Origin of the sequence: Pseudomonas sp. R84, assembly GCF_009834515.1 — a bacterium.
Taxonomy (GTDB): Bacteria; Pseudomonadota; Gammaproteobacteria; order Pseudomonadales; family Pseudomonadaceae; genus Aquipseudomonas.
In genome coordinates, this window is the sequence record NZ_CP019426.1 from 2361313 (window position 1) to 2384938 (window position 23626).

Below are 23626 nucleotides of genomic sequence, written 5' to 3' on the forward strand. Positions count from 1 at the left end.
GTGTAGGTGGGAGCCTGCCGGGCAGGCAATGATTCCCTTCAATTTGCGCAGCAGCGCGGCTCAACCGGGGCGGGCAGCCATTTCATGGCCTGCTCCAGCAGCAACGCCACGACGATCGCACCAGCGGCAATAACGAACAACAACGCGTGGTGGCCGCCGCTGGCATTGAACAGCGCCGAATAGGCAAATCCGGCCAACGCCTGAAACGTGGCGAACGACACCGTGGCGCGGCTCCAGGCGATTTGCTGGCGATGGTGCTCCGGCACCAGTTCATGCACCCGGGCCAGCGCCAGCGGCACGATGCCGGGCGGAAATGAACCGAGAATCACCGCCAGCAACGCCAACGCCAGAAACGAGTGGGAGATCGCCAGCAGTCCGAGGGTAATCGCCTGCACTACCAGCACCAGACGAATGCTCGACCGTGCACCCAACTGATCGGCGAGAAAGCCATAAGTCACTGGCCCGACAATCGCACCCAAGCCATACATCACCCATACCAGCGCACCGATATGCGCGCCGGCGCCGAGTCCACGCGCCACGTAATCCACCAGAAACACCATCGCCGGCACCAGACCGGCGGCCATAAAGGCATATTGGGCGAACAGCACGTAGACCGCGCGCGGCGTCGGTTCAACGGACGCCGTTTCGTGCGCAGCCACCGGGTGCGCAAAATTGGACGGCCAGCCGAACCAGCTCAGCGCAGTCAGCAACAGGGCCAATGCGCCCAGGCCCAGCCAAGTCGCCTGCAAACCCAGGCTCAACAGCGGCGGCACCAGCGTCCCGGAGCCGGCAATGCCGAGACCGATGCCGAGAAAAATCGCACCACTGGCCAACCCTTTGCGTGCGGCTGGAACATGCGGCAATACCGTCGCCGCAACCAACACCATGATCGCGCCACCGGCAATCCCCGACAGCAGCCGCCAGCCGAAGAACCAGCTCACCGACAAGGGAAATGCACAGGCAAAAAATGCGGCGGTGACGATCAGCATCATCAAGCGCAAGGCATTTTTATTGCCGAACTGGCGCGCTGTCGGCCGGCCGAGCAGGGCGCCGATCAGATAGCCGACCAGATTGGCCGCACCGAGGTAGACCACATCATCGGCGCTGAACCACTGCGCTTCAATCAGCGCAGGAATCAACGGCGTGTAAGCGAAACGTGCCAGTCCGATGCTGACCAGGCTGGCGCAGAGGCCGGCGAAGATCGGCAGCCAGATACCGGTGGAGGTTGAAGTGCGCATGATAGCGATCTCGCGGAAGGTTTATGGCGTTCAGCATATCGGCTATCTTTGCTGCGTTAATGCAGCGATTAAGCGGCACGCTGATGCGTATTTGCATCATACGGAGGCAGCATGAATTGGGATGACGCACGGGTATTTCTCGCCGTTTGCCGCGAGTCGACGCTGCGCGGGGCCGCACGGATTCTGGGGGTAGATCAGGCAACCGTCGGGCGGCGGATCACGGCGCTGGAAAAGTCCCTGGGTGCGACGTTGTTTTTGCGCACCTCCGACGGCTACGCGTTGACGGCCGTCGGCGAAGCGGCGCTCAAAAGCGTGGAGAAGATGGAGCATTCGGCACTGGAGCTGGAGCGGCAGATTCAAGGCCTGGACGATCGCCTGACCGGCACGGTGCGCGTCAGCACCACGGATTCGCTGGCCATCGATTTCCTGATTCCGGCGATCGCCCGTTTGCACGAGCAGCACCCGGAAGTGCGGGTGCAACTGGATGCGTCCACGCAAATCCTCAGCCTGGCCAAGCGCGAGGCGGATATCGCCGTGCGCAACACCCGACCGGACAATCCGGATCTGATCGCTCGGCGAATTGCTCGATGGCCGGTGGGGCTGTTTGCTTCCCAAGCGTATATAGACGCCAATGGCGTGCCGCCGCCGGGCACGGCGTTCGAAGGGCATGATCTGGTGGTCTATCAACCGTATCTGCAAAGCAAAAAGGACCTGACCCTGGTATCGGAACCGCTGAGCCGCGGCCGGATAGTCGCCAGCCTCAGTTCCAGTTTGCTCGTCCGTCGTTCGATTGCAGTAGGGTTGGGTGTAGGAGAAATCCCGGTGTACATGGGCGAGCGCGATGGCCTGATCAGGCTTTGGCCGGAGCGCACCACGCCATTGCCCTATGAGGTATGGCTGGTAACCCACGCGGACCTGCGCCATACCGCGCGGGTGAGGGCGGTGATTGAGCAGATTGTCGACGTGTTCGCGTCGGAGAATGAGTAGGTAGATGCTGTTTTGGCAGGGCTACAACCTCTGACGAAACGGCCTACACCAGAGGCAGAATCTCCCGGCTTGTGAGCCTGTTGGATGGGGCCTATTGTTTCGGCATGTCGGTGAGGGGCGCAGGACTCGCACTGATGTTGATACCAGGGAAGGTATTGGTAAACCCAGGAAGGTGCCGAATTGAGAACCACGGAATTCAGTCAAAATCCAGTCAGTGACCTATCGAGTAAAGGTCGGAATACTCAAACCATGAACGCTATAAGCCGTGAAGAGTTCAATGCCAGGATCGAGACCATTGAGACGAGGATGGATGCTCGGTTCGAGGGTGTGTCGGCAAAAATCGATGCTTATCTTTTGACTCAGGCGGAGAGGGACAAACGATACGATCTGATGTGGGACGGTGTACAAAAAATCGCCGAAGACTCAAAAGAAGCCATCAAACAAGCCTCGACAGTGAAGGCGCATTACTGGGCGACGACAGCCGTCCATTTCCTTGGAATGATCACCGTCGTCGTGGGGGCGCACTTCGCCAATCAGGCAGCGGTGTTAACCACCTTGCAGACGACACTCGCTGCGATCCAGGCAGGTAAAGATATAGGCGCACCAAGACCTGCTTCGCAACAAGCACCCGAATCAGCACAATAGAAAACGGCCTTCAAAGAAGGCCGTTTTTCGTGAGCATTGAAACACCGCGTTATGGCATCTCTGGCAATTCCTGCGGCCGCAGGTCGAATACCAGCACTTCGGCATCGACACCGTTGCTCAAAGTCAGCAACTGTTCCTCGCGAATCCGCACGCCGTCACCTTCGCGCAGTGACTGGCCGTTGAGTTCAACGCTGCCACGTGCGACATGCACATAGGCATAGCGGTTGGCCGCCAGTTCCAGCGTGGCGCTTTCCTTGCCGTCGAACAGCCCGGCGAAGACCCGTGCATCCTGACGCACCTTGAGCGAACCGTGCTTGCCGTCCGGCGAAATGATCAACTGGAGGCGACCGCGTTTTTTCTCGGCGCTGAAATGCTCCTGTTGGTAGCGCGGTTTGGCGCCGGCAACCTCCGGCACAATCCAGATCTGCAGGAAGTGCACCGGTTTGCTCGCCGAATGGTTGAACTCACTGTGCGCCACGCCGCTGCCAGCGCTCATCAATTGCACGTCACCCGGGCGGATGACCGAGCCGGTACCCAGCGTGTCCTTGTGTTCCAGCGCACCTTCCAGCACGTAGGAAAAGATCTCCATGTCGCGATGCGGGTGCTGGCCGAAGCCTTTACCGGCGGCAACGCGGTCGTCGTTAATCACCAGAAGGTCGGAAAAACCCTGTTCACGTGGGTCACGATAGCTGGCGAAGGAAAATGTGTGAAAGGACTTCAACCAGCCATGATTGGCGAGGCCACGATCGGAGGCTTTGCGAAGGGTCAGCATGATGAAATCTCCTTGCAGGACGTGAATTCGTCCGAGTGAGGAGAAGGTTACTGGTTACTGTTCGGCGCAATAAGTAGATGAAAATTGAAAGACTGTCCTGATCAGGTTGACAGTTGTGCGATGCTGTTCACACAAACTTTTATGCCCGGAGTGCCGCACTTGGCCATAATGTCTGGCCTGTCTCATGTCTCCCTGATTTAAGTGATGTCTGCCCATGAAAACCGTGGCAATGGTGCTGTTCCCCGACTTTCTCCTGCTCGATATGGCCGGGCCATTGGAGGTTTTTTCGGTTGCCAACCGCTACCTGAAAGCCGAAGCGCATTATCAATTGGTCACGCTTGGCACCGAGCGTGGCCCACTTCGGGCATCCAATGGCGTGTTGGTGCATGCCGATGCGACCATTGACGACAACACCGAACATTATGATCTGCTGTTGGTGCCGGGCGGTCCGGGTGCCTACAACCAACAATTTCCGTCGTTGTTCGCCTGGCTCAAAGGTGCTGTTCAGCGCGTCGAACATTACGGTTCGATCTGCACCGGCGCCTTCGTGCTCGGGCATGCCGGGTTGCTGGATGGCTACCGGGTGACCACCCACTGGAACTACACCGAACGTCTGATCAAGGGGTTCCCGAAGGCCCATGTCACCACGGATCAGATCTATGTCGAAGATCGCAATCTGATCACCTCGGGCGGTGTCACGGCCGGAATCGATATGGCGCTCGCTGTCATCGCCCGCGATCACGGGAAGAAACTCGCCCAGGATGTCGCCAAAGTCCTGCTGGTGGTGATGAAACGGCAGGGCGGGCAGGCCCAGTTCAGTCCGCTGATGGCCGCTGTGGCACCGCAGGAAACGCCGATCACCCGCGCGCAAAGCTACGTGCTGGAGCACCTCGACGAAGCGTTCACGGTCGAACGCATGGCCGCCATTGCCAACATGAGTGCGCGGCACTTTGCACGCGTGTTCACCCGCGAAATCAATATGACGCCGATGGAGTTTCTGCAAAGTGCGCGCATCGACTGCGCGCGAAATCTGCTCGAAACCAGCGATCTGCCGCTTAAAACCGTGGCTTACAAAAGTGGTTTCGGCAGTGTGCGGCACATGCGTTCATTGTTCGCTGAAAAGCTCGGCCTGACCCCTGCGCAGTACCGCGAACAGTTCAGCTAGAGCGCTTGTGTCCGTCTGGCGCACCCGGATGTCCGTGCTGCGCCTCGTCTAGCGGTTGTCGCGTCATCTGAGGCTGCCAAGATAGTTGGCATGGATAGCCTCAATGATTTGAACACGGCGTCGGTGCTGCGTTTCGGCCCTTACGCGTTCCACCTGCGGCAACGGCTGATACTCGATGGAGATCGGCCCTTGCGTATGGGCGGGCGCGCTCTGGACATTCTGCAAGTGCTGGTCGAGCGTGCCGGTCGAGTGGTCAGGAAGGAGCAATTGATTGCTCTGGTATGGCCGACGTCGGTGGTCGAGGAGATCAACCTGCGCGTGCACATCGCTGCGCTCCGGCGGGCCTTGGGTGACGGCGAAAACGGTCAGCGCTACATCGTCAACGTGCCGCAATGTGGATACAGCTTTATTGCCCCGGTGCGTTGCGACAGCGCCGCGCAAGTGGTCTTCGAGGGTCTGCAAACGCCCCAGCATAATTTGCCTGCGCGACTGACCCCGGTTGCCGGACGCGACTCATTGGTCGGTGGGCTGGTGCGGAAAATGCCGCTGTATCGGCTGATGACCGTGACGGGAGCGCCTGGCGTCGGTAAGTCAACGGTGGCGCTGCGGGTTGCGGAACTGCTGTTGCAGTACTACAGGGACGGCGTGTGGCAGATCGATCTGAGCTTGATCGATGGCGAGACGTCGCTGCTCGATCATGTGCTGCGCACCCTGGACAGCGATTTGACCGGGCTCTCGACTCGCCATGCCTTGTTGCTGCTGGATAACTGTGACCAGCGCCGCGACGCTTGCAGAGCAGCGGTTGAAACGTTGCTTGAAGTGGCGCCTCGGCTGTCGATTCTCGCCTCCAGCCGTGAAGCCTTGCAGGTCAGTCTGGAAACCCAGCAGTGTGTGCCACCGCTGGCCATCCCGAAACGCTCGGCGGCTGATTGCATCACTGAAGCCATGGGCCATTCTGCGGTGCAGTTGTTTGTCAGCCGGGCTCGGGCGCGACAGCATGATTTCAGCCTGCGCGAGCAGGACGTCAAAGTCGTGGTCGAGATCTGTCGGCAACTCGACGGTTTGCCGCTGGCAATCGAATTGGCTGCGGCGCAGATCGATGCACTGGCGTTGGTCGGCTTGCAGGCGCAAATGGCCATCGGTCTGCAAGTGCTCAGCCATGGGCGGCGCACGGCTGTGCCACGGCACCAATCCATGCAGGCGGCGCTCGACTGGAGCTATCAGCGCTTGAGTGAGCAGGAACAACGTGTGCTACAACGCGTATCGGTGTTCAAACTGGCGTTTACGCTGGAGGCGGCGCTGGCGGTGATCAGTTGCCCGCAACTGGCTCCGCAGAGGCTTTCCGCGATCATCGACGGCCTGGCGCAAAAGTCATTGTTGACGGTGGAGCGGGGCGGCACTTCAGGCCGGTACCGGATGTTCAATACCATCCGATGCTATGCCCGCGAGCAACTTGAGCGCAGCGGTGAAGGAATTGATCTTGAACGCCGGCATGCACGTTACATCAAGCGGATTCGTCTGGCCTCAGGAGTGCACGCACTCGCGTAATTCGTCGATCAGCAAGTGCACCTTGCGCAGATCCGGGGTCGCGTAGCCCTCAGTGAAGCGTTGATAGATCGGACTGAGCAAATCCAGCGCCTCGCGATAGCGCATTTGGCGCTGCCAGAGTTGCGCCAATGAAGTAGCGCTGCGCAGTTCCCAGGCGAGCGCGCCTTGGGTGCGAGCGATGGTCAGGGACTGTTGCAGGAGTGCTTCGGCTTCCTGAATGGCCCCTTCGCGAGCAGGCTTGCTCCCACATGGGGTCTGACTACACCCAAAATCCCTGTGGGAGCGAGCCTGCTCGCGAAGAGGGCCACCCAGACAAACCATCTCTCCATTCAATAAGGCATCCGCCCGCACCCGTAGAATCTCCGCCGTGCTCCACCCCGCATCACCACTCAACGCCCGCTCAACCAGCGCGTCATCCACAAAACGGCCATCCAGCGTGACCATGATTTCCCGAATCAGCCCGCTACTGTCCTTCGGCACTGGCGTGATGTTGGGCGCATTGAGCACCTGCGCGTAGTGCCGCGCCCACGTGTTGAACAGCAGCACCGAATGTTTCTGCGACTGCTCGAGCAGTAACTGCAACAGCGCCCGGGCGTTTTGCTCATCGCCGTTGTAATGGGCGATCAGGCAACTCGCCAGCGCGAGGGTGTAGCAAATCGAGGTGCCATGGTCGATCTGTACGGCAATGTTCAGGGCCTGCCGCGCCGTGCGCCAGGCTTGTTCCGGCAGACCTTGCATCCATAAGACCCGCGCCAGCACCGTCAGCGACGCGACGCTCTGGTCGTATTGCACGCCAAAGCCATGAGTGAAGCGGTTGACATGGCCGCTGTGCGCCATGCGCTGGAGTACCTGTTCGGCGTGAATGCGCGCCTGCAATTGATCGCCGGCATAATGCAGGGCCAATACGCGCAAGCGGTGGGTACTCAGTGACAACAGCGGGTCGCCGTGCAGGCCGAGGCGGTCGAAGTGCTCGCTCTGTGCCAGCGCCATGCGGTAGTGTCCGCAACTGAGGTTGACCGCCATGTGCCCGGACACCGCGCGCAACTGCCCGGCGACATCATCGTTTTCGTGCGCCAACCGGCGGGCATCGACGAAGGCTTCGATGGTTTCTGCAGTGCCGCCCCATGTGTGGTAGCAGGCGCTGCCAAGAGCCAGTTTCAGCGCAACTTTCAGGCGCAGACAGGGTTCGCCGAGTTCATCAAGCAGGCCCAGCGCCCGGCGTACATAGCTGCCGTATTCCTTGAGTAGCGACAACTCTTGCCACAGGGGCGCCGAGGCTGCCGTCAGGCGAATCCCCAAACCTGCGGGGCCGACGCCGTTCAGGCTCCAGTCCAGTGCCGCGCGCAGATCTTCCAGTCCTCGGGCGTAGCGATCGATCCACAACAGCGTTGGGGTATTTTCCCAATCGTTCTGCGCCTGCTGCATCAACGCCAGACAGCGTTCGGCATGGCGTTCGCGGGTTTCTTCGCATTCGGTGGCGTGATCGAGTTTTTCCAGGGCGTAGCGGCGCGTCGTGTCGAGCAGGCGATAGAACACCTGTTCGTCACCGACCTCGACGCTGAGCAGGGATTTCGCCACCAGTTGGCTGATCGATACAAATACCATGCTGGGGTCGATATGTTGGCCGACGATAACGGCCGCCGCGGACTCCAAGGTGAAACCCCCTCGAAACACGCCCAAACGGCGCAGGCAGGTTTGTTCGCAACGGTCGAGCAGATTGAAACTCCAGTCCAGCGTGGCGCGCAGGGTGAGATGGCGCTCAAGACTGTGTTGATTGCCCGCTGCCAGCGGCGGCAAGCGGCCCTGTAACTGACTCAACAGACCGTCCAGACCCAGTTCGGCGACCTGCGCTGCGGCCAGTTCCAGCGCCAGTGGAATACCGTCGAGTCGGTGGCAGATCTCGATCGCTTGCGGCAACTGTGCATCGCTCAGTTCGAAGCTTTCCTGCGCGGCCGTCGCTCGTTCGACGAACAACTGCAGCGCCGAGAAATTCAGCGTTTGCTCACGATCCAGCGTCGCTGTCATCGGCGGGTATTCGAGGGAGTCCAGACGCTGCACGTATTCGCCTTCGGCCCGCAGACTTTCGCGGCTGGTGGCGAGGATATGCACGTGCGGCGCCCCGCGCAGAATGCGTTCACTGAGCGCCGCAACGGCATCAATCAAATGCTCGCAGTTGTCGAGCAGCAACAGCATCCGCCGCTGTTGCAGGCCTTTGACCAGTGCTGTCTGCGGGTCGCCTTCGAGAAGCGCCAGATCAAGCAGGGCGGCCAGGTGTGAACAGATCAGTTGGGGATCGCTCAGAGGTGCCAGATCCACGAGACGAATGCCATCGCGATAGTGCCCGATCAACTGCTCGGCCACGCGCAGGGCCACGGTGGTCTTGCCGATCCCGCCAGGGCCGACCAGGGTGATGCAGCGTCGGCGCGGCAACTGCCTCATCAAGCTGTCGACCAGCGGTTGGCGGCCGATCATCCGCGTGCGCCGCAAGGGCAGATTGTGCCGACCGCCAGCATCGCCCACAGGACGCTCCTCCATGGATTGCAGTAAAACCGGTGCGACAAAACTGTAACCGCGTTGCGCCACGGTGATGATGTAGCGCTGGCCGGCCTGACCGTCACCGAGCGCCTTGCGCAGCGCCGCCATGTGCACCCGCAGGTTAATGTCTTCGACCACGCTGTCCGGCCAGACCCCGGCCATCAATTGCTGCTTGCTCACCACTTCGCCGGCATGGGCCAGCAGAATCAGGAGGATGTCCATCGCCCGTCGACCGAGGCGCAACGGCTGCTCGCCTTCGAGCACCCGCCGTTGTCCGGGATGTATCCGATAGGGGCCAAAACCGAGGGCCTGATTCGGGGAAAGACTCAACAGCTCACTCCTGCGGTGCTGCGGCGGACAGGGCGGAGTAGTGCCGGGCGCGTGCGCAGGCCTTCTATTCCGGGGTGTCCCGGCATAATCCTCAGGTTTTAGCTTCAGTGCAACGGGCGTCGCGATCAAAACGCGGCGGGCTGTGAAGGGTGGGCTTTGGGTTCTCTCGTGATCTGGCAGCGCCAGGCAAACGGATTGATGCCTTCGCTGCGGGTAAACATATGGCAGAAGTGCGCCTGATCGCAGAACCCGCACTCCAGGCTGATTTGCGTCAGGCTCAGGTCGGTGTGGCGGATCAGCAGCTTGGCCCGCGCGAGGCGCTGGGTGCGAATCCAGTCCTGCGGCGACAGCCCTGTGCTGCATTTGAAGGCACGGGAAAAATGGCTGCGCGACAGCGAACAGGCGCGGGCCAGTTCGGTGACCTCAAGGCTTTCGCCCAGACGTTCGAGGATCAGTTGTTTGACCTGTCGTTCGCGCTGCGGACTGAGCCCGCCGATCCCGGTCTTGCGTGGTTCGTTGGCAGGGGCGAGGGCGACGCTGTGCTGTAAATGAGCCATGGCCAAAGTCCGTGTCGATGGGGAATGCACGGTCGGCGCATCCCCTCAGGTCAAAAAAGCAACGCTGCGCAGAGGGATTCATTGTTGGGCGAGGGCGGGGGACTGACGAGTTAATCGTTGTTAATTTCGCTGCGAAACGGCGCTAAAAGTCTCGTTGATCGCGTAAAGTGCGTAGCACTTGCGTCTGGCTGGCTATAAGGAACCCGTGCCCATGAACCGTAACGACCTGCGTCGCGTTGACATGAACCTGCTGGTGATTTTCGAAGCGCTGATGTTCGAAAAGAACCTGACCCGCGTCGCCGAAAAACTGTTCATGGGCCAGCCGGCCGTCAGCGCTGCGCTGGGGCGTTTGCGCGATCTGTTCGACGATCCATTACTGCTGCGCAACGGTCGCGGCATGGAGCCGACCGCGCGAGCGCTGGCAATTCTCAAGGAGCTGCAACCGGCGATGGACGTCATCTCCGGCGCGGTCAGCCGGGCCAAGGAGTTCGAACCGGCGAGCAGTTGCGACGTGTTCCGCATCGGTTTGTCGGACGATGCCGAGTTTGGCCTGTTTCCGCCGTTGCTGCGCCAGCTTCAGCAAGAGGCGCCGGGGATTGTCGTGGTGGTGCGCCGCGCCAATTACCTGCTGATGCCGGCACTGTTGGCCTCTGGAGAAATCTCCGTCGGCGTCAGTTACACCACTGAGTTGCCGGCCAACGCCAAGCGCAAAAAACTGCGCGACATTCCCTGCAAGGTCCTGCGCGGCGACGACCGTCCGGGGCCGCTGACCCTCGACGAATACTGCGAGCGCCCGCATGCGATGGTGTCGTTCTCCGGCGACTTGAGCGGCAACATCGACATGGACCTGGCCAAGGTCGGACGCAGCCGCCGGGTCGTCCTCGGCGTGCCGCAATTCAGCGGCTTGCGCGCCTTGCTGGCCGGCACCGAAATGATCGCCACCGTGCCCGATTACGCCGCCTGCGCGCTGGTGGAAGGGTGTGCGTTGCGCGCCGAAGATCCACCGTTGCCGATTGATGCGGCGCAATTGTCGATGGCCTGGAGCGGGGTGCATGACAACGATCCGGCGGAGAAATGGTTGCGCTCACGAATCAGCCAGTTCATGGCGGCGCCGCTGGATATTCCCCTGACGTGAGTGTCCATTCGTCTGAAACAGGGCTTGACCTGTTAGTTCTGACAGTGGCGCATCACCGTGTTCCGATGTCTGATTGGCCGATGTCGAAAGGTAGCCAAAAAGGACGTGAACATGGACACGCTGACACCCGCGCTGGACAGCAGCAGTCTTCCGCCGCTCTCAATCATAGAAAGTCGCCCTGACGGTTTGTTGGACCCGGAAGCCGCTCGGTACAACCTGACGGTAAAAATCGACTTCGATTGGCAGGCAGGAGACAGTCTCACGATCACGTGGGCGGGTACGCCAGGACCTGGGTCCTACACTTCACCGCGTATTCCGATCGGCGGATTTTCCCGACCTTTCCAGACCCATATTGATAACCTCTTGGTGGTTTTCAACTTCGAGCGAACCGTCATCGTCACTTACACGGTTTATCGTGGCTCAGAACCGCCTGTTACTTCACAGCCTTTGCCGCTTTACATAACACGCATCAATCAGTTGAATCTGCCTCGGCCATTTATCCGACAGGCCGACAACGACGGTCAGGGAAGTGAGCTGAATGTCAGCAGCCTGTCTGAGTTCACCTTGCGTATAAATGCGTGGCTACTGGGCAGGCGCGGCAATCCCTTCTGGCTAAAGCTCAAAGGCACAAATGCCGATGGCAGTGATTTCGAGGCGACGTACTGGCAAGCGCCGGACAATGTGGTCGATGACGAATTCAACCGCTTCGGTTTCTTCGAGCAGAACTTCCCCGCTGCACCACTGCAACGTCTGCAGAATCGCAGCGTGCTGTCGCTGAGCTTCATGGCCGGGCTGCAAGGCAGTCAGGATCCGCTCCTCTCACAGCCATTTGCACATCGAAACTACATCGTACTGACAGGAGCCCCCAGCGGGCCGAGGATATCGTCAGTCACCGATCCTGATGGAGGCGAGATACTCAATGGCGCGGACACCCGATACTCCACTGTCACGCTGAGCGGCAGCGCTAGCGACACAGTGGCTGTGTTCGATGGCGCGACCAGGCTCGACACGGCCGATGTTGTTGATGGTAACTGGCAGTACGTTGCGACTGACCTGACACCAGGATCGCATGAATTTACGGTGAGGTTGGCCGATGGTAGCGGGAGCGTCTCAAATCCATGGCGAATCAACGTCTTGATGCAAAGCTCGGTGCTGACCATTGTCGAGGCCCCCGGTAACATCAACCTTGATCCGCTGAGAGCAATAACGACCCTGACTGCGTTGTTGTATCTCGACCTGCAACCCACCGATATGGTTTCAGTGACGGTGACAGCCGCTGACGGCACTCTTCCTGCAGGTTCACATACAACTACGCCGGTTGAGGCCGGTACCACAAGGCCGATAAGGATTCCTTTGCCCCCACGGCTGGTGGCATTCAGCATTGGAAAAATAATGCAGGTGAGTTTTACCTATACCCGAGGTGCTTCTGCTCAGGTGACCTCAGAACCTTTGCGCCTCAACGTGTTGCCGATTTCGAGGGATCGACTCCTGGCCCCCGTGATCACTCAGGCCAACGGCACGGATATTCTCGATCTGAAAGATGTCCAGTCCGGCGGGAGGATGTTGTTTGGTCTTTGGCCGCATATTTCTGTGAATCAACCGGTCTGGCTCAGATTTGAAGGGCAAAGCGATTTGGGACAGCACGATCTCCAGATGTGGATCGGCACCAGTCACGCGGTGCATCGAAGTTGGATTACGAACAGTGCTTACAGCCCCAGTGTTTCTGCCAATTACCTGAGGTTGCTGATTGATGGCAGCAGGCTGTTCATTTATTTCAGTGTCAATCTGGACAAGGTGGCGAACCCGGATACCGCGACGGTTTTTCAGACACGTGAATACACTATTCGCGCGGTGCCTTGAACTCGTGTAACCGCCATCGCAACTGAGCACATCCGTGCAATTTCCCCCCACCCATCATTGGCATGATTCAGGCCAATGACATTACAAGGGTGGGGTCATGAACGCTTCGCAACGAGAAGAACGGTCGCGCGACATCGGTTTGCTGTTCCTGCGGGTCAGCGGCGGGTTGTTTTTGCTCTGGGTCCACGGCTTGCCCAAGCTGCTGGATTTCACCGCGCAACTGCAACTGATCGAAGACCCGTTCCATCTCGGATCTCACCTCACTTTGATCCTGGCGATCTTCGCCGAAGTCCTCTGCCCACTACTGATCGTCGCCGGGTTACTGGCACGATTGGCGTGCGTGCCTATTCTCTTTGTGCTGCTGGTGGCGTTGCTGGTCGTGCATCCGCAATGGAGTGTGGCCGAGGGGCAGTTCGGCTGGTTGCTGTTGATCGTGTTTACCACTGTGTTGATCGCCGGGCCGGGACGGCTGGTGATTCCTGTTCGTTTGCCCGGAGTGCTGCGTTATGCCTGAAGTCCTCAATCCACAAACACCGGGGGCCGATGAGACGGTCACGCTGATCATCAAGCACCGGGTCAAGGCCGGTTTCGAGTCGGCGTACGAGGCCTGGCTGCGCAATATCGTCCGCGTGGCGGGGCAGCGTGAGGGGCATTTGGGTGTGGACGTGGTGCGCGGCAAGCGCGGCCGTCTCGATTTCTACACTTGCGTGCTGCGCTTCAGCACCACCGAAGCGATGCAAGGCTGGCTGGAGTCGCCGCAGCGTCAGGCACTGGTCGCCGAAGCCGCGCCAATGCTGGCTGATGGCGATCAGACCGAAGTCGCGCCGATCAAGGAATTCTGGTTTACGCCGCTGGCCGACGCCGCTACGCCACCGCCGCGCTGGAAACAAGCCGTCATCACGCTGCTGGTGATTCTGCCGCACACCTTGCTGGTGCCGCTGATCTGGGGGCCGCTGTTGGCGTTGCATCCGCTGCTTTCCAATTACGTGGTCGCCACGTTCCTGATCACCCTGACCATCGTCCTGTCGGTGGTGTACGTGGTGATGCCGCCGGTCACCCGTTTGTTTACGCCGTGGCTCGAAGCCAGCCAGGCCCATGAACACCTCGATTCCCAAGAAACCTCGCCACGCTGAGCGCGCGAGGTTCGCTCCTTTTCACTTTGCTTGAGGAACTGCGATGAGCGCCGATCTGATTCTGTTCAATGGTCAATTTCACACCGTTGACCGCACCAAACCGCTGGCCAGTGCCGTGGCAATCACCGATGGCCGCTTCGTGGTTGTTGGCAACGACAATCAAGCGATGGCCCTGCGCGGGCCGAACACGCAAGTGGTCGATATGCATGGTCGCTGCGTTATTCCGGGTCTCAACGACTCGCACTTGCACCTGATCCGTGGCGGTTTGAACTACAACCTCGAACTGCGCTGGGAAGGCGTACCGTCGCTGGCCGATGCGCTGCGCATGCTCAAGGATCAGGCCGATCGCACACCGACTCCGCAATGGGTGCGCGTGGTCGGTGGCTGGAACGAATTCCAGTTCGCCGAAAAACGCATGCCGACCCTCGAAGAGATCAACCAGGCCGCGCCGGACACCCCGGTGTTTATCCTGCACCTGTATGACCGCGCGCTGCTCAACCGCGCCGCGCTGCGCGTGGCCGGTTACACCCGTGACACGCCGAACCCGCCGGGTGGCGAGATCGTCCGTGACAGCAATGGCAACCCGACTGGCATGCTGGTCGCGCGGCCGAACGCGATGATCCTCTACTCGACGCTGGCCAAGGGGCCGAAGCTGCCGCTGGAATATCAGGTCAACTCGACTCGCCAGTTCATGCGCGAACTCAATCGTCTCGGCCTGACCAGCGCGATCGATGCCGGCGGTGGTTTCCAGAACTACCCCGACGATTATCAGGTGATCGAGCAACTGGCCAAAGACGACCAGTTGACCGTGCGCATCGCTTACAACCTGTTCACCCAGAAGCCAAAAGAAGAGCTGAGCGATTTCCAGAACTGGACCGGCAGCGTCAAGTTGCACCAGGGCGACGACTTCCTGCGCCACAACGGCGCCGGCGAGATGCTGGTGTTCTCCGCAGCGGACTTCGAAGACTTCCTCGAACCGCGCCCCGATCTGCCGCAAACCATGGAAGAAGAGCTGGAGCCGGTGGTGCGCCACCTGGTCGAGCAGCGCTGGCCGTTCCGTTTGCACGCGACCTACAACGAATCGATCAGCCGTATGCTCGACGTGTTCGAGAAGGTTAACCGTGACATTCCGTTCAACGGTCTGCCGTGGTTCTTCGACCACGCCGAAACCATCACCCCGCAGAACATCGAGCGGGTGAAAGCGTTGGGCGGCGGCATTGCGATCCAGGATCGCATGGCGTTCCAGGGCGAGTACTTTGTCGACCGCTACGGCAAGCAAGCCGCCGAAGCGACTCCGCCGATCAAGCGCATGCTCGCCGAAGGTGTGCCGGTCGGTGCGGGCACCGATGCAACGCGGGTGTCGAGCTACAACCCGTGGACCTCGCTGTACTGGATGGTCAGCGGCCGCACCGTCGGCGGTCTGGCCTTGTACGAAGAAGGTCTGCCGCGCACCACGGCGCTGGAACTGTTCACCCACGGCAGCGCCTGGTTCTCCTCGGAGCAGGGCAAGAAAGGCCAGATCAAGGTCGGGCAACTGGCGGATCTGGCGGCGCTGAGCGCGGACTTCTTCCATGTCGAGGAAGAGGCGATCAAGTGGATCGAGTCGGTAATGACCGTGGTTGGCGGCAAAATTGTCTACGCCGCCGGCGACTTTGAAGACCTCGGCCCACGCTCGATTCCGGTGCTGCCGGACTGGTCACCGGTGGTGAAAGTCCCAGGCCACTGGCGGCCGAATTCGACATTGCAGGCGCAGGTCCACCAGTGCAGCGGCCCGTGCGCGGTGCATACCCACAGCCATGAAAAGGCGCGGATGTCGAACGCGCCGGTCAGCGACTTCGCCGGTTTCTGGGGTGCGTTCGGCTGTTCCTGCTTCGCTTTCTGATTTCCCCTGAAGCGCCGGCCATCCGGTCGGCGCTCAACGCTTCATCCATCCGTCCATCAGGAGTTTTCCCATGAGCGTTCCTTACACACGTCTGAACAAAGATGATGCGGTTGTACTGCTGGTCGATCACCAGACCGGCCTGATCTCGCTGGTACAGGATTTCACCCCGAACGAATTCAAGAACAACGTGCTGGCGCTGGGCGACATCGCCAAATTCTTCAAGCTGCCAACCATCCTGACCACCAGTTTTGACGCAGGCCCCAACGGCCCGATCGTGCCTGAGTTGCGTGAGCAGTTCCCGGACGCGCCGTTCATTCAGCGCCCGGGCCAGATCAATGCCTGGGACAACGAAGACTTCGTCAAGGCAATCAAGGCCACCGGTCGCAAGCAACTGATCATCGCCGGTGTGGTGACGGACGTTTGCGTAGCGTTCCCGACGCTGTCGGCGATTGCTGAAGGCTACGAAGTGTTTGTCGTGACCGACTCGTCCGGCACCTTCAACACCACTGTGCAACAAGCGGCGTGGGCGCGGATGTCGGCAGCGGGTGCTCATCTGTTGAACTGGTTCTCGGTGGCGTGCGAGCTGCAGGGTGACTGGCGCAACGACATGGAAGGCCTGGCGCATCTGCTGTCGGAGCGTCTGCCTAACTACCGCAATTTGATCAACAGCTATACCAAGTTCACTGCCAAGTAATCGGCTGATCCTGAAAAGCCCCTCACCCTAACCCTCTCCCGGAGGGAGAGGGGACTGACCGAGGGGCTCTTTCGAGGTACGCCGACCTGCAATACCGAGCCGAACTCAGGTCTGAATTGCATGCAGTCTGCTCCCTTTCCCTTTGATGTCTTGGGGAGAGGGCACTGACCGAGGTGTTTTCTAGATACGCCGACCTGAAACTTCGAGCCGAACTTCAGTTTTGAACCGCATGAAGATCGGCTCCCTTCCCCCTCGCCCCCCTGGGGGAGAGGGCTGGGGTGAGGGGGAGGCTTTTGATCTTGATCCTGCCGCTTCAACGCTTCTGCAACCAACCCAAAAACCCACCTTTCCTCACCACCACCGGCTTGGCCATCAACGCGAGGCGACTGTTCTGCTGACGCACCGCCTGCAACTTGTTCAACGCCCGACCGACCTCCGTGCGCTGCGCCATGCACTCGCGGGTCAGATTCTTGTCGAGTCGATAAATGATGCTCGACGTCAGTGCCGTGAACGTCGCCTGCGACGGTGTATCGGCCAGAATGCTCTGTTCACCCATGACCTCACTCGGTCCCATTCGCCCGGCCTCGACCTTGCTGTCACCGTCAGGCACAGTCGCACTGACGACGCCGGTAGCAATCACAAACAGACTGTCCGGCACTTCGTCCAGATCCAGCACCACCTGGCCCGCCGCGTACTGCTGCGCAACCATCGATTCGGCGAGGCGATCACGCTCCTCACTGCTCAGCGAGCGGAAGACTTTCACTTCATCGAGCAATGCGCGGGCGCGGGTCGACGGCTCGATCACGCCGTCGGGATGGCGCGAAATGCCTGCTGCTTCAAGATGCCGGTGGGCGAGGTCGAACAGTTGATTGCGCACTTCGCTTTTTTTGCCGAGCTCGGCGATGAAACCGCTGGCGACGTACTCCGACATGGTTTCGCCGGCCTCTTTCAGTACGGCTTTTGGCGCTGGCGTCAGCAACAGCGAACTGCTGCCCTGCAAGGTGCGATCAAGCGCATCGAGTACCCGACGTGGGCGGATGTGATTCGGCACTTTGATGCTGATCGACACGCCATGCATGTTGTTCGGACGGCTGAGGTTGACGATCTTCGCCTTGGCCGCGACCGAGTTCGGCACTACCGCCATGGTCCCGGCGCTGGTCAGCAGGTGCGTAGCGCGCCAGTCGATGTCGAAGACCTTGCCTTCGACGCCGTCGATCACCACGAAATCATCCACCTGATACGGCTTGGTGGTGTTGAGCACGATCCCGGAAAACACGTCAGCCAGGGTGCTTTGCAGCGCCAGACCGACAACGATGGCGACCACGCCGGAGGTCGCCAGCAAACCTTTCACCGGCAGCTCCAGCACGTAACCGGCAGCGGCGACCGTTGCGACCAGAAACACCAGGGCGCCGATCACGTCCTGCAGCAAACGACCGCTGTGGCCGATGCGACGCATCAGCGCCAGGCCGATAACTTCGGTCAGCACCCGCGCGGCGTACAGCCACCAGAGAATGCCCAGCGCCGTCGCACCCAATTGCGCCACCCGGTCATCGACAAACTGTGGTGCCTGCAACGGACTGACGCCGGCGTTGATCACCAGCGCCGTGAACGCGAGAAACAGCACCAGCCGCACACCGACTCTCGGGGCGCGATGGGTGAAGGGCGAGAAGTGCCAGAGCACAGCGTCGAGCAGCAGCAGGGCAGCGCTCCAGGACAGCAGGTGAGTGTAGAAAAGGGTCATGACCGAAGCTCCGCAATGTCTGCCAATAAAAAGATCGCAGCCTGCGGCAGCTCCTACAGAAAATTGCATTCCCAAGTAGGAGCTGCCGAAGGCTGCGATCTTTTGCCGTTATGGATTCAGATGGGTTTTCAACTCAGCCGCCGCCTGACGCACCGCCGCTTTCACCTCAGGAATCTGGCTCAACGGATTGAGCAGGCCAAAGTCATGAATCATCCCGTTGTAACGCACCGAGGTCACCGCCACGCCGGCTGCATCGAGGTGCCGTGCATAGCCTTCGCCTTCGTCACGCAGCACGTCGAATTCGGCGGTCTGCACCAATGCGGCAGGCAAGCCCTTGAGCTGTTCGGCGCTGGCGTTGAGCGGCGAGGCGTGGATCTGCGCACGTTCGGCCGGGTTGGTGGTGTAGTTGTCCCAGAACCACTGCATCATGCCTTTGGTGAGGAAGTGGCCCTCGGCAAATTGCTGATACGAACCGTCGTCGAACTGCGCGTTGGTCACCGGCCACATCAGCAACTGGAAGCGCAGCGCCGGGGCTTTCTGTTCCTTGGCCATCAACGCCACGACCGCCGCCATGTTGCCGCCGACGCTGTTGCCGGCCACCGCCAGACGCTTGCCGTCGACACCGATATCTTTGCCGTGCTCGGCTACCCATTTGGTCGCGGCGTAAGCCTGATTGATCGCGGTCGGGTACTGCGCTTCCGGGGACGGCGTGTAATCGACGTACACCGCTACGGCGCCAGAGCCCACCACCAAGTCACGAATCAAGCGCTGGTGCGTTGGGTAATCACCGAGCACCCAGCCGCCACCGTGGAAGAACATGAACACCGGCAACTCGCCTTTGACCTTGGCCGGACGCACGACTTTCAGGTTGATCGTCTGGCCATCAGCTTTGATCGCCTTGTCGCTGACTTCAACTCCCGACAGATCCACTTTCACCGAAGCCTGTGCACCGGTCAGCACTGCACGGGCGTCTTTCGGGCTCAGTTGCTCCAGCGGTTTGCCACCGCCGGTGGCGAGGGCGTTGAGGAAGGCTTGGGTGTTGTGTTCGACACCGCTGCTTTCAGCGGCGAAAGCGTTGCCGATGGACAGGGCGAGGAGGGAAGCGGTCAGGGTTTTCTTGATGTTCATGTTCAATTCCATTTTTGAGTTTGTTGAGTTTGTTGAGTTTGTGGGGGGGTGGTTTCAACACCGTGGACACAGATTAATAGGGTGCCGAGAAGTGAAAAAGCGGCTATAAAGCGTTTAACTGTCCACCAGAGAGTGACAATGAACCCGTTCGAAGACATGCGTATTTTTTGCCAGGTCATGGACTCCGGCAGCTTCACCGCCGCGGCTGATCAATTGGGGTTGTCCAAGCAGTTCGTCAGCCGTCGGTTGATGCAGTTGGAGGAGCGTCTCGGCGTGCGGTTGTTGAACCGCTCGACGCGGCGCCTGGACGTCACGCCGCTGGGGCAGAGTTATTACGAATCGGCGTTGCGCCTGTTGGGTGAAGTCGAGCAAGTGGAGCAGGGCATCGCCGGGCAGACTGCCGAGCCACGAGGGACGATTCGCGTGAGTGCGCCGCTGTCGTTTGCCGTGGCGCATCTGGGGTGTCTGCTGCCGCTGTTCTTGCAGCGCTATCGAGAAGTCACGGTTGAGGTTGATCTGAGTGATCGGCCGGTGGATTTGCTCGGTGAGGGCTACGATCTGGCACTGCGCATTGGCGTGCTGGAAGACTCGACGCTGATTGCCCGGCGCATTGCATCCATCGAACGGGTGTATTGCGCCAGCCCGGCGTACCTCGCCGAGCGCGGCACGCCACTCAAGCCTGAAGATCTGCATAGCCATGACTGTTTGCCGTACGGGCATAGTCGTTCGGTGCAGTGGCGCTTCAACGCGGAGCAGGGCAAGCCTGTGTTGGTCAATGTCACCGGGCGCATGCGCGTGAACAACGGCGAGTTGCTCAGGGACGCGGCAGTGCAGGGGATGGGCATTACCTATTTGCCGACGTTCATCGTTGGCGCGGCATTGAAGGATGGCCGGTTGGTGCCGGTGCTAGATGATCTGCGGCCGGAGCCGTTGACGCTTTCAGCCGTTTACCCGCAACATCGCCAGGCCTCGAGACCGGTGCAGGCGCTGGTTGAGTTTTTGCGAGAGCGCCTGAACCAGAGCCACGTCGCTCTCTGAGCCTTACGCAGATCAAAACTGTAGGAGTGAGCCTGCTCGCGAAAGCGTTCTGTCTGTCACAGCTTCAGTGTCTGAATGACCGCTATCGCGAGCAGGCTCACTCCTACAATTGATGGTGGTCGTCTGCGTAATCTGCGTACGCCACAAAACTCTTGTGGTGCTTCTAAAAATCAGTTGGCGCGCTTGTCATCGCCCGGCTCTCCGCCGACATGTACGCCACGATCATCGCCGACTTCGCCCGCGCGGTGGACCCCGTGGTCATCACCGACTTCACCAGCGCGGTGGACGCCATGGTCATCTCCCGCTTCAGCATGGGTGCCGTTGCGACCGGATGAGGCGCTGTCACCCGAGTGTCCCGAGCCGTGGTCGCTGCCGCTGTGGCCACTGTTGCTGCCACCGCCTCCGCCACTGCCGCTGTTGCCTCCGCCGCCGTGACTGCCGCCGCCGCTTCCGCTTCCACCACCACTACCGCCGCCACCTCCACCACCGCTCCCCCCATCCTTGGCATAAGCACTGGACACCCCGGACAAGCTATCTGGAACGAGTACCGCAGACGCCGACAGAACTGCGCCGATGGCCATTGCGAGCACGAGCTTTTTAATGTGCATATCGTTCTCCGTCTTTGTGGTTTTGTTGGGAACGTAAAAGTGTGTTGTTGCAGGGATCGGACCCGTTCCCGGAGTCAGTGAATACTCGAAGCCAGTTCGAAAATCGGGATGTACATCAGGATCACGATGACCCCGATCAGCAGGCCGATAAACGTCATCAGCAGCGGCTCGAACAGCTTCACAAACCATTCGAGCCAGCGGCTGATTTCCTCGTCGTAGAAATCGGCGCTGCGCTCCATCATCTGCCCGAGGTTGCCGGACTGTTCGCCGGCGCGCAGCAGGCGCAGGGACACCGGGGTCACCAGGTGATTGAGTTCCAGCGCGGTGGACAACGACTGCCCCTCGCGCACCCGCTCGCAGGCCTGATCCAGCCGCACCCGTGAAGCCACGGTGAGCAAACCGCGCACCATGGCCATGGCCGTCACCAGCGGAATCCCGCCTTGCAGCAGAATCCCCAGCGAGCGATAAAACCGCGCTAGTTCATACATGAAAATCCGTTGATGCACGGCCGGCAGTTTCTCCACCAGCCGATCCAGTCCACGGCGAAACGCCGGTTGTTTTTGCAGTACGGCGAGAGCGATGACCAGCGCCGCCAGCCCACCGAAAAACTCGGCCTGATGCGCATGTAGAAACATGCCGCTGCTCATCAAGACTTGCGACAGCCACGGCAGGTTATTGCCCAACCCTTCAAAGACCAGACTGAAGCGCGGTACCACATACCCCATCAAGAACAGCACCACACCACCGCCGACTATCAGCAACAGCATCGGGTAGATCGACGCGCTGATGATCTTCTGCCGCACCTCGTCCATGCGCTGGCGATAACTGACGTAACGGCCCAGTGCATCGCCGACCGCGCCGGTCTTCTCGCTGGACTGCACCAGCGCCACGTACAACGGCGGGAACACCGCCGACAACTGGCCCAACGCCTGCGAAAAGGATTTGCCCTCGTACAGCAGGCGCACCAGCTCACTCAAGGTTTTCCTGGCAGCGGGAGCAGTTTCTTTTTCGGCGAGGCTTTCCAGCGCATCGATCAGCGGCAGACCGGCGTTGAGCAACGTGGTCAGTTCTTGGCTGAACAACACCAGATTGAAGGTCTCGCGCTGGCGCAGTTTCAGCGAGCGCCAATGCTTGTCGGCGTGCGAGCTGAGCACACGCAAGCCCTGATCCTCGGCAATCCGCCGCGCCTCGCTGTCGCCCGGTGCCTCCACGCTCAAGGACACCACCCCAGCCTTGCCGACCGCTTTCACATGAAATCGCATGGGCCGCGCTCCGCTCACTGCCAATTGGTCACTTCGGCGTTTTCACCTTCGCCGCCGGGCTGGCCGTCCTTGCCCATCGACAACAAGTCGTACTCGCTGTTTTCGCCGGGATAGCGGTAGGCGTAATTACGTCCCCACGGATCCTGCGGCAGTTTTTTCTGCAAGTACGGGCCGGTCCATTTCGCCTCGTCGCTCGGTGCGGTGACCAAGGCCTGCAAGCCCTGTTCGGTGGATGGGTAATGGCCGACCTCCAGTCGATAGATATCCAGCGCCTTGCTCAGCCCTTCGATCTGCGCCTTGGCCACTTTCACTTCGGAGCGACCGAGTTGGGCGAAGTATTTCGGCGCGACGATCCCGGCCAACAGGCCGAGCACCACCAGCACCACGAGCAATTCGAGCAGGGTAAAACCGCGTTGGTCACGCGGACGAAATTGCAGCTTCATGATGACCTCCCGTGAGTGGCAGCCGTGTCGCCAGAAGGGCTTATGCAATTGCCATGCTCAGCCCAACTGAAAATCACTGGATTTGCTGAAACCCTTGTAATCCGGGCATCTCCAGAGTCGGCACAGTGCTTGCGTATGGCTCAAACGTGATCGGCCATTGGGGCATTTCCCCCAATTTATCGGGGTCGATCCGGGGAGGCCCGACATGAAAATTATCGCCAGCGGATTGCTCGGTTGTGTGCTGCTCAGCGGCGCCGCGCAGGCCGATGTGTTCATCTCGGTGGACGCCAAGGGCAGCTATGTACTGTCCAACGTTCACCGGCCCGGACGCACTTACGAACGGGTGATCCACGAGGCTGAAATGCCTGTGGCCAGCCTCGATCAACAGCCACAAATGATCGCCAACCAGCCCTACGCGGAACTTGTCTCAGCGGCAGCCAAGGTCAATCAATTACCCGAGGCGTTGCTGCATGCAGTGATTAACGCCGAGTCGCATTACAACCCCGGCGCGACATCGGCCAAAGGCGCCGGCGGGCTGATGCAGTTGATGCCCGACACCGCACGGGAGCTGGGCGTCACTGACGTCTACGACCCCAAGGCCAACATCCAGGGTGGGGCCAGATACCTCAAGCGCCTGATGACCCTGTTCGACAACGACATTGCTCTCGCCGTGGCGGCCTACAACGCCGGGCCAGACGCGGTGCTCAGCCGTGGCCGGGTGATTCCGCCGTTCGCCGAAACCCAGCGTTATGTACCGAATGTGTTGCGTCAGTACCGGCGTTTGCAGGGCCTGGCGATGGACGCGCCGTTGTGACCCCCAACCCGGTTTTCCCCACTTTCGGGGTAAACCGTGGAGGCCCGAAAAGTGGGGAAAACGGGTGGGGAATATCCCCCGGATTCTCAAGTGGCCGCAGTAACTGATTGA

At 60.2% G+C, this 23626-nt stretch carries 21 protein-coding genes; 12 read left to right on the forward strand and 9 right to left on the reverse strand.

What is annotated here, in order from left to right:
- Nucleotides 1-38: 38 nt before the first annotated feature.
- Nucleotides 39-1238, reverse strand: coding sequence for a YbfB/YjiJ family MFS transporter (locus PspR84_RS10580; protein ID WP_160057197.1), 1200 nt, complete (start codon nucleotides 1236-1238; stop codon nucleotides 39-41).
- A 111-nt stretch (nucleotides 1239-1349) separates the two neighbouring features.
- On the opposite strand from PspR84_RS10580, the gene PspR84_RS10585 reads away from it, so the two are divergent.
- Nucleotides 1350-2225, forward strand: a complete 876-nt coding sequence (locus PspR84_RS10585; protein ID WP_160057198.1) for a LysR family transcriptional regulator — start codon at nucleotides 1350-1352, stop codon at nucleotides 2223-2225.
- Between the two features lie 249 nt (nucleotides 2226-2474).
- Nucleotides 2475-2870 carry a hypothetical protein gene (locus PspR84_RS10590; RefSeq protein WP_160057199.1) on the forward strand — a complete coding sequence of 132 codons (396 nt, stop codon included), beginning with the start codon at nucleotides 2475-2477 and terminating at the stop codon, nucleotides 2868-2870.
- Nucleotides 2871-2919: 49 nt separating this feature from the next.
- On the opposite strand, the gene PspR84_RS10595 is transcribed toward PspR84_RS10590, so the two are convergent.
- Nucleotides 2920-3642 carry a pirin family protein gene (locus PspR84_RS10595; RefSeq protein WP_160057200.1) on the reverse strand — a complete coding sequence of 241 codons (723 nt, stop codon included), beginning with the start codon at nucleotides 3640-3642 and terminating at the stop codon, nucleotides 2920-2922.
- A gap of 214 nt (nucleotides 3643-3856) precedes the next feature.
- On the opposite strand from PspR84_RS10595, the gene PspR84_RS10600 reads away from it, so the two are divergent.
- Together PspR84_RS10600 and PspR84_RS10605 are read left to right on the forward strand one after the other, a co-directional pair.
- Nucleotides 3857-4807 carry a GlxA family transcriptional regulator gene (locus PspR84_RS10600; protein WP_160057201.1) on the forward strand — a complete coding sequence of 317 codons (951 nt, stop codon included), beginning with the start codon at nucleotides 3857-3859 and terminating at the stop codon, nucleotides 4805-4807.
- A gap of 90 nt (nucleotides 4808-4897) precedes the next feature.
- Nucleotides 4898-6355, forward strand: a complete 1458-nt coding sequence (locus PspR84_RS10605; protein WP_160057202.1) for a winged helix-turn-helix domain-containing protein — start codon at nucleotides 4898-4900, stop codon at nucleotides 6353-6355.
- Here PspR84_RS10605 and PspR84_RS10610 read toward each other — a convergent pair.
- Nucleotides 6332-9220, reverse strand: a complete 2889-nt coding sequence (locus tag PspR84_RS10610) for a winged helix-turn-helix domain-containing protein (RefSeq protein ID WP_160057203.1) — start codon at nucleotides 9218-9220, stop codon at nucleotides 6332-6334. The genes PspR84_RS10605 and PspR84_RS10610 overlap by 24 nt on opposite strands.
- A 125-nt stretch (nucleotides 9221-9345) precedes the next feature.
- Nucleotides 9346-9777 (reverse strand): AraC family transcriptional regulator, encoded by a 432-nt coding sequence (locus PspR84_RS10615; RefSeq protein WP_160057204.1) that lies wholly within the window; start codon nucleotides 9775-9777, stop codon nucleotides 9346-9348.
- A gap of 211 nt (nucleotides 9778-9988) precedes the next feature.
- On the opposite strand from PspR84_RS10615, the gene PspR84_RS10620 reads away from it, so the two are divergent.
- The 6 genes from PspR84_RS10620 to ycaC all read left to right on the forward strand — a co-directional run bounded on the left by PspR84_RS10620 (nucleotide 9989) and on the right by ycaC (nucleotide 16481).
- Nucleotides 9989-10912 (forward strand): LysR family transcriptional regulator, encoded by a 924-nt coding sequence (locus PspR84_RS10620; RefSeq protein ID WP_160057205.1) that lies wholly within the window; start codon nucleotides 9989-9991, stop codon nucleotides 10910-10912.
- A 111-nt stretch (nucleotides 10913-11023) separates the two neighbouring features.
- The gene (locus PspR84_RS10625) at nucleotides 11024-12772 is read left to right on the forward strand and encodes a hypothetical protein (RefSeq protein ID WP_160057206.1); all 1749 of its coding nucleotides are present in this window, start codon (nucleotides 11024-11026) and stop codon (nucleotides 12770-12772) included.
- A gap of 97 nt (nucleotides 12773-12869) precedes the next feature.
- A complete protein-coding gene (locus PspR84_RS10630) occupies nucleotides 12870-13286 on the forward strand; it encodes a DoxX family protein (RefSeq protein ID WP_160057207.1) in 417 nt (138 codons plus the stop codon).
- On the forward strand, nucleotides 13279-13905 hold the full coding sequence (locus PspR84_RS10635) for an antibiotic biosynthesis monooxygenase (RefSeq protein ID WP_160057208.1): 627 nt from the start codon (nucleotides 13279-13281) through the stop codon (nucleotides 13903-13905). The genes PspR84_RS10630 and PspR84_RS10635 overlap by 8 nt, the downstream gene beginning before the upstream one ends.
- A gap of 43 nt (nucleotides 13906-13948) precedes the next feature.
- Nucleotides 13949-15787 (forward strand): amidohydrolase, encoded by a 1839-nt coding sequence (locus PspR84_RS10640; protein WP_160057209.1) that lies wholly within the window; start codon nucleotides 13949-13951, stop codon nucleotides 15785-15787.
- Between the two features lie 70 nt (nucleotides 15788-15857).
- Nucleotides 15858-16481: an isochorismate family cysteine hydrolase YcaC gene (gene ycaC, locus PspR84_RS10645; RefSeq protein WP_007913541.1), complete on the forward strand. Its 624-nt coding sequence runs from the start codon at nucleotides 15858-15860 to the stop codon at nucleotides 16479-16481.
- Nucleotides 16482-16794: 313 nt separating this feature from the next.
- On the opposite strand, the gene PspR84_RS10650 is transcribed toward ycaC, so the two are convergent.
- A complete protein-coding gene (locus tag PspR84_RS10650) occupies nucleotides 16795-18222 on the reverse strand; it encodes a mechanosensitive ion channel family protein (protein ID WP_160057210.1) in 1428 nt (475 codons plus the stop codon).
- Between the two features lie 108 nt (nucleotides 18223-18330).
- On the reverse strand, nucleotides 18331-19350 hold the full coding sequence (locus PspR84_RS10655) for an alpha/beta hydrolase (protein WP_160057211.1): 1020 nt from the start codon (nucleotides 19348-19350) through the stop codon (nucleotides 18331-18333).
- A gap of 138 nt (nucleotides 19351-19488) precedes the next feature.
- On the opposite strand from PspR84_RS10655, the gene PspR84_RS10660 reads away from it, so the two are divergent.
- Nucleotides 19489-20388: a LysR family transcriptional regulator gene (locus PspR84_RS10660; protein ID WP_160057212.1), complete on the forward strand. Its 900-nt coding sequence runs from the start codon at nucleotides 19489-19491 to the stop codon at nucleotides 20386-20388.
- 170 nt (nucleotides 20389-20558) lie between these two features.
- Here PspR84_RS10660 and PspR84_RS10665 read toward each other — a convergent pair whose 3' ends face one another.
- From PspR84_RS10665 to gspG, 3 genes are all read right to left on the reverse strand, one after another.
- Nucleotides 20559-20996: a hypothetical protein gene (locus tag PspR84_RS10665; RefSeq protein ID WP_160057213.1), complete on the reverse strand. Its 438-nt coding sequence runs from the start codon at nucleotides 20994-20996 to the stop codon at nucleotides 20559-20561.
- A gap of 74 nt (nucleotides 20997-21070) precedes the next feature.
- Nucleotides 21071-22258: a type II secretion system F family protein gene (locus PspR84_RS10670; protein ID WP_160057214.1), complete on the reverse strand. Its 1188-nt coding sequence runs from the start codon at nucleotides 22256-22258 to the stop codon at nucleotides 21071-21073.
- Between the two features lie 14 nt (nucleotides 22259-22272).
- Entirely contained in the window at nucleotides 22273-22701 is a 429-nt protein-coding gene (gene gspG, locus PspR84_RS10675) for a type II secretion system major pseudopilin GspG (protein WP_160057215.1), read from the reverse strand.
- A gap of 205 nt (nucleotides 22702-22906) precedes the next feature.
- On the opposite strand from gspG, the gene PspR84_RS10680 reads away from it, so the two are divergent.
- A complete protein-coding gene (locus tag PspR84_RS10680; protein WP_160057216.1) occupies nucleotides 22907-23515 on the forward strand; it encodes a lytic transglycosylase domain-containing protein in 609 nt (202 codons plus the stop codon).
- Nucleotides 23516-23626 lie beyond the last annotated feature (111 nt).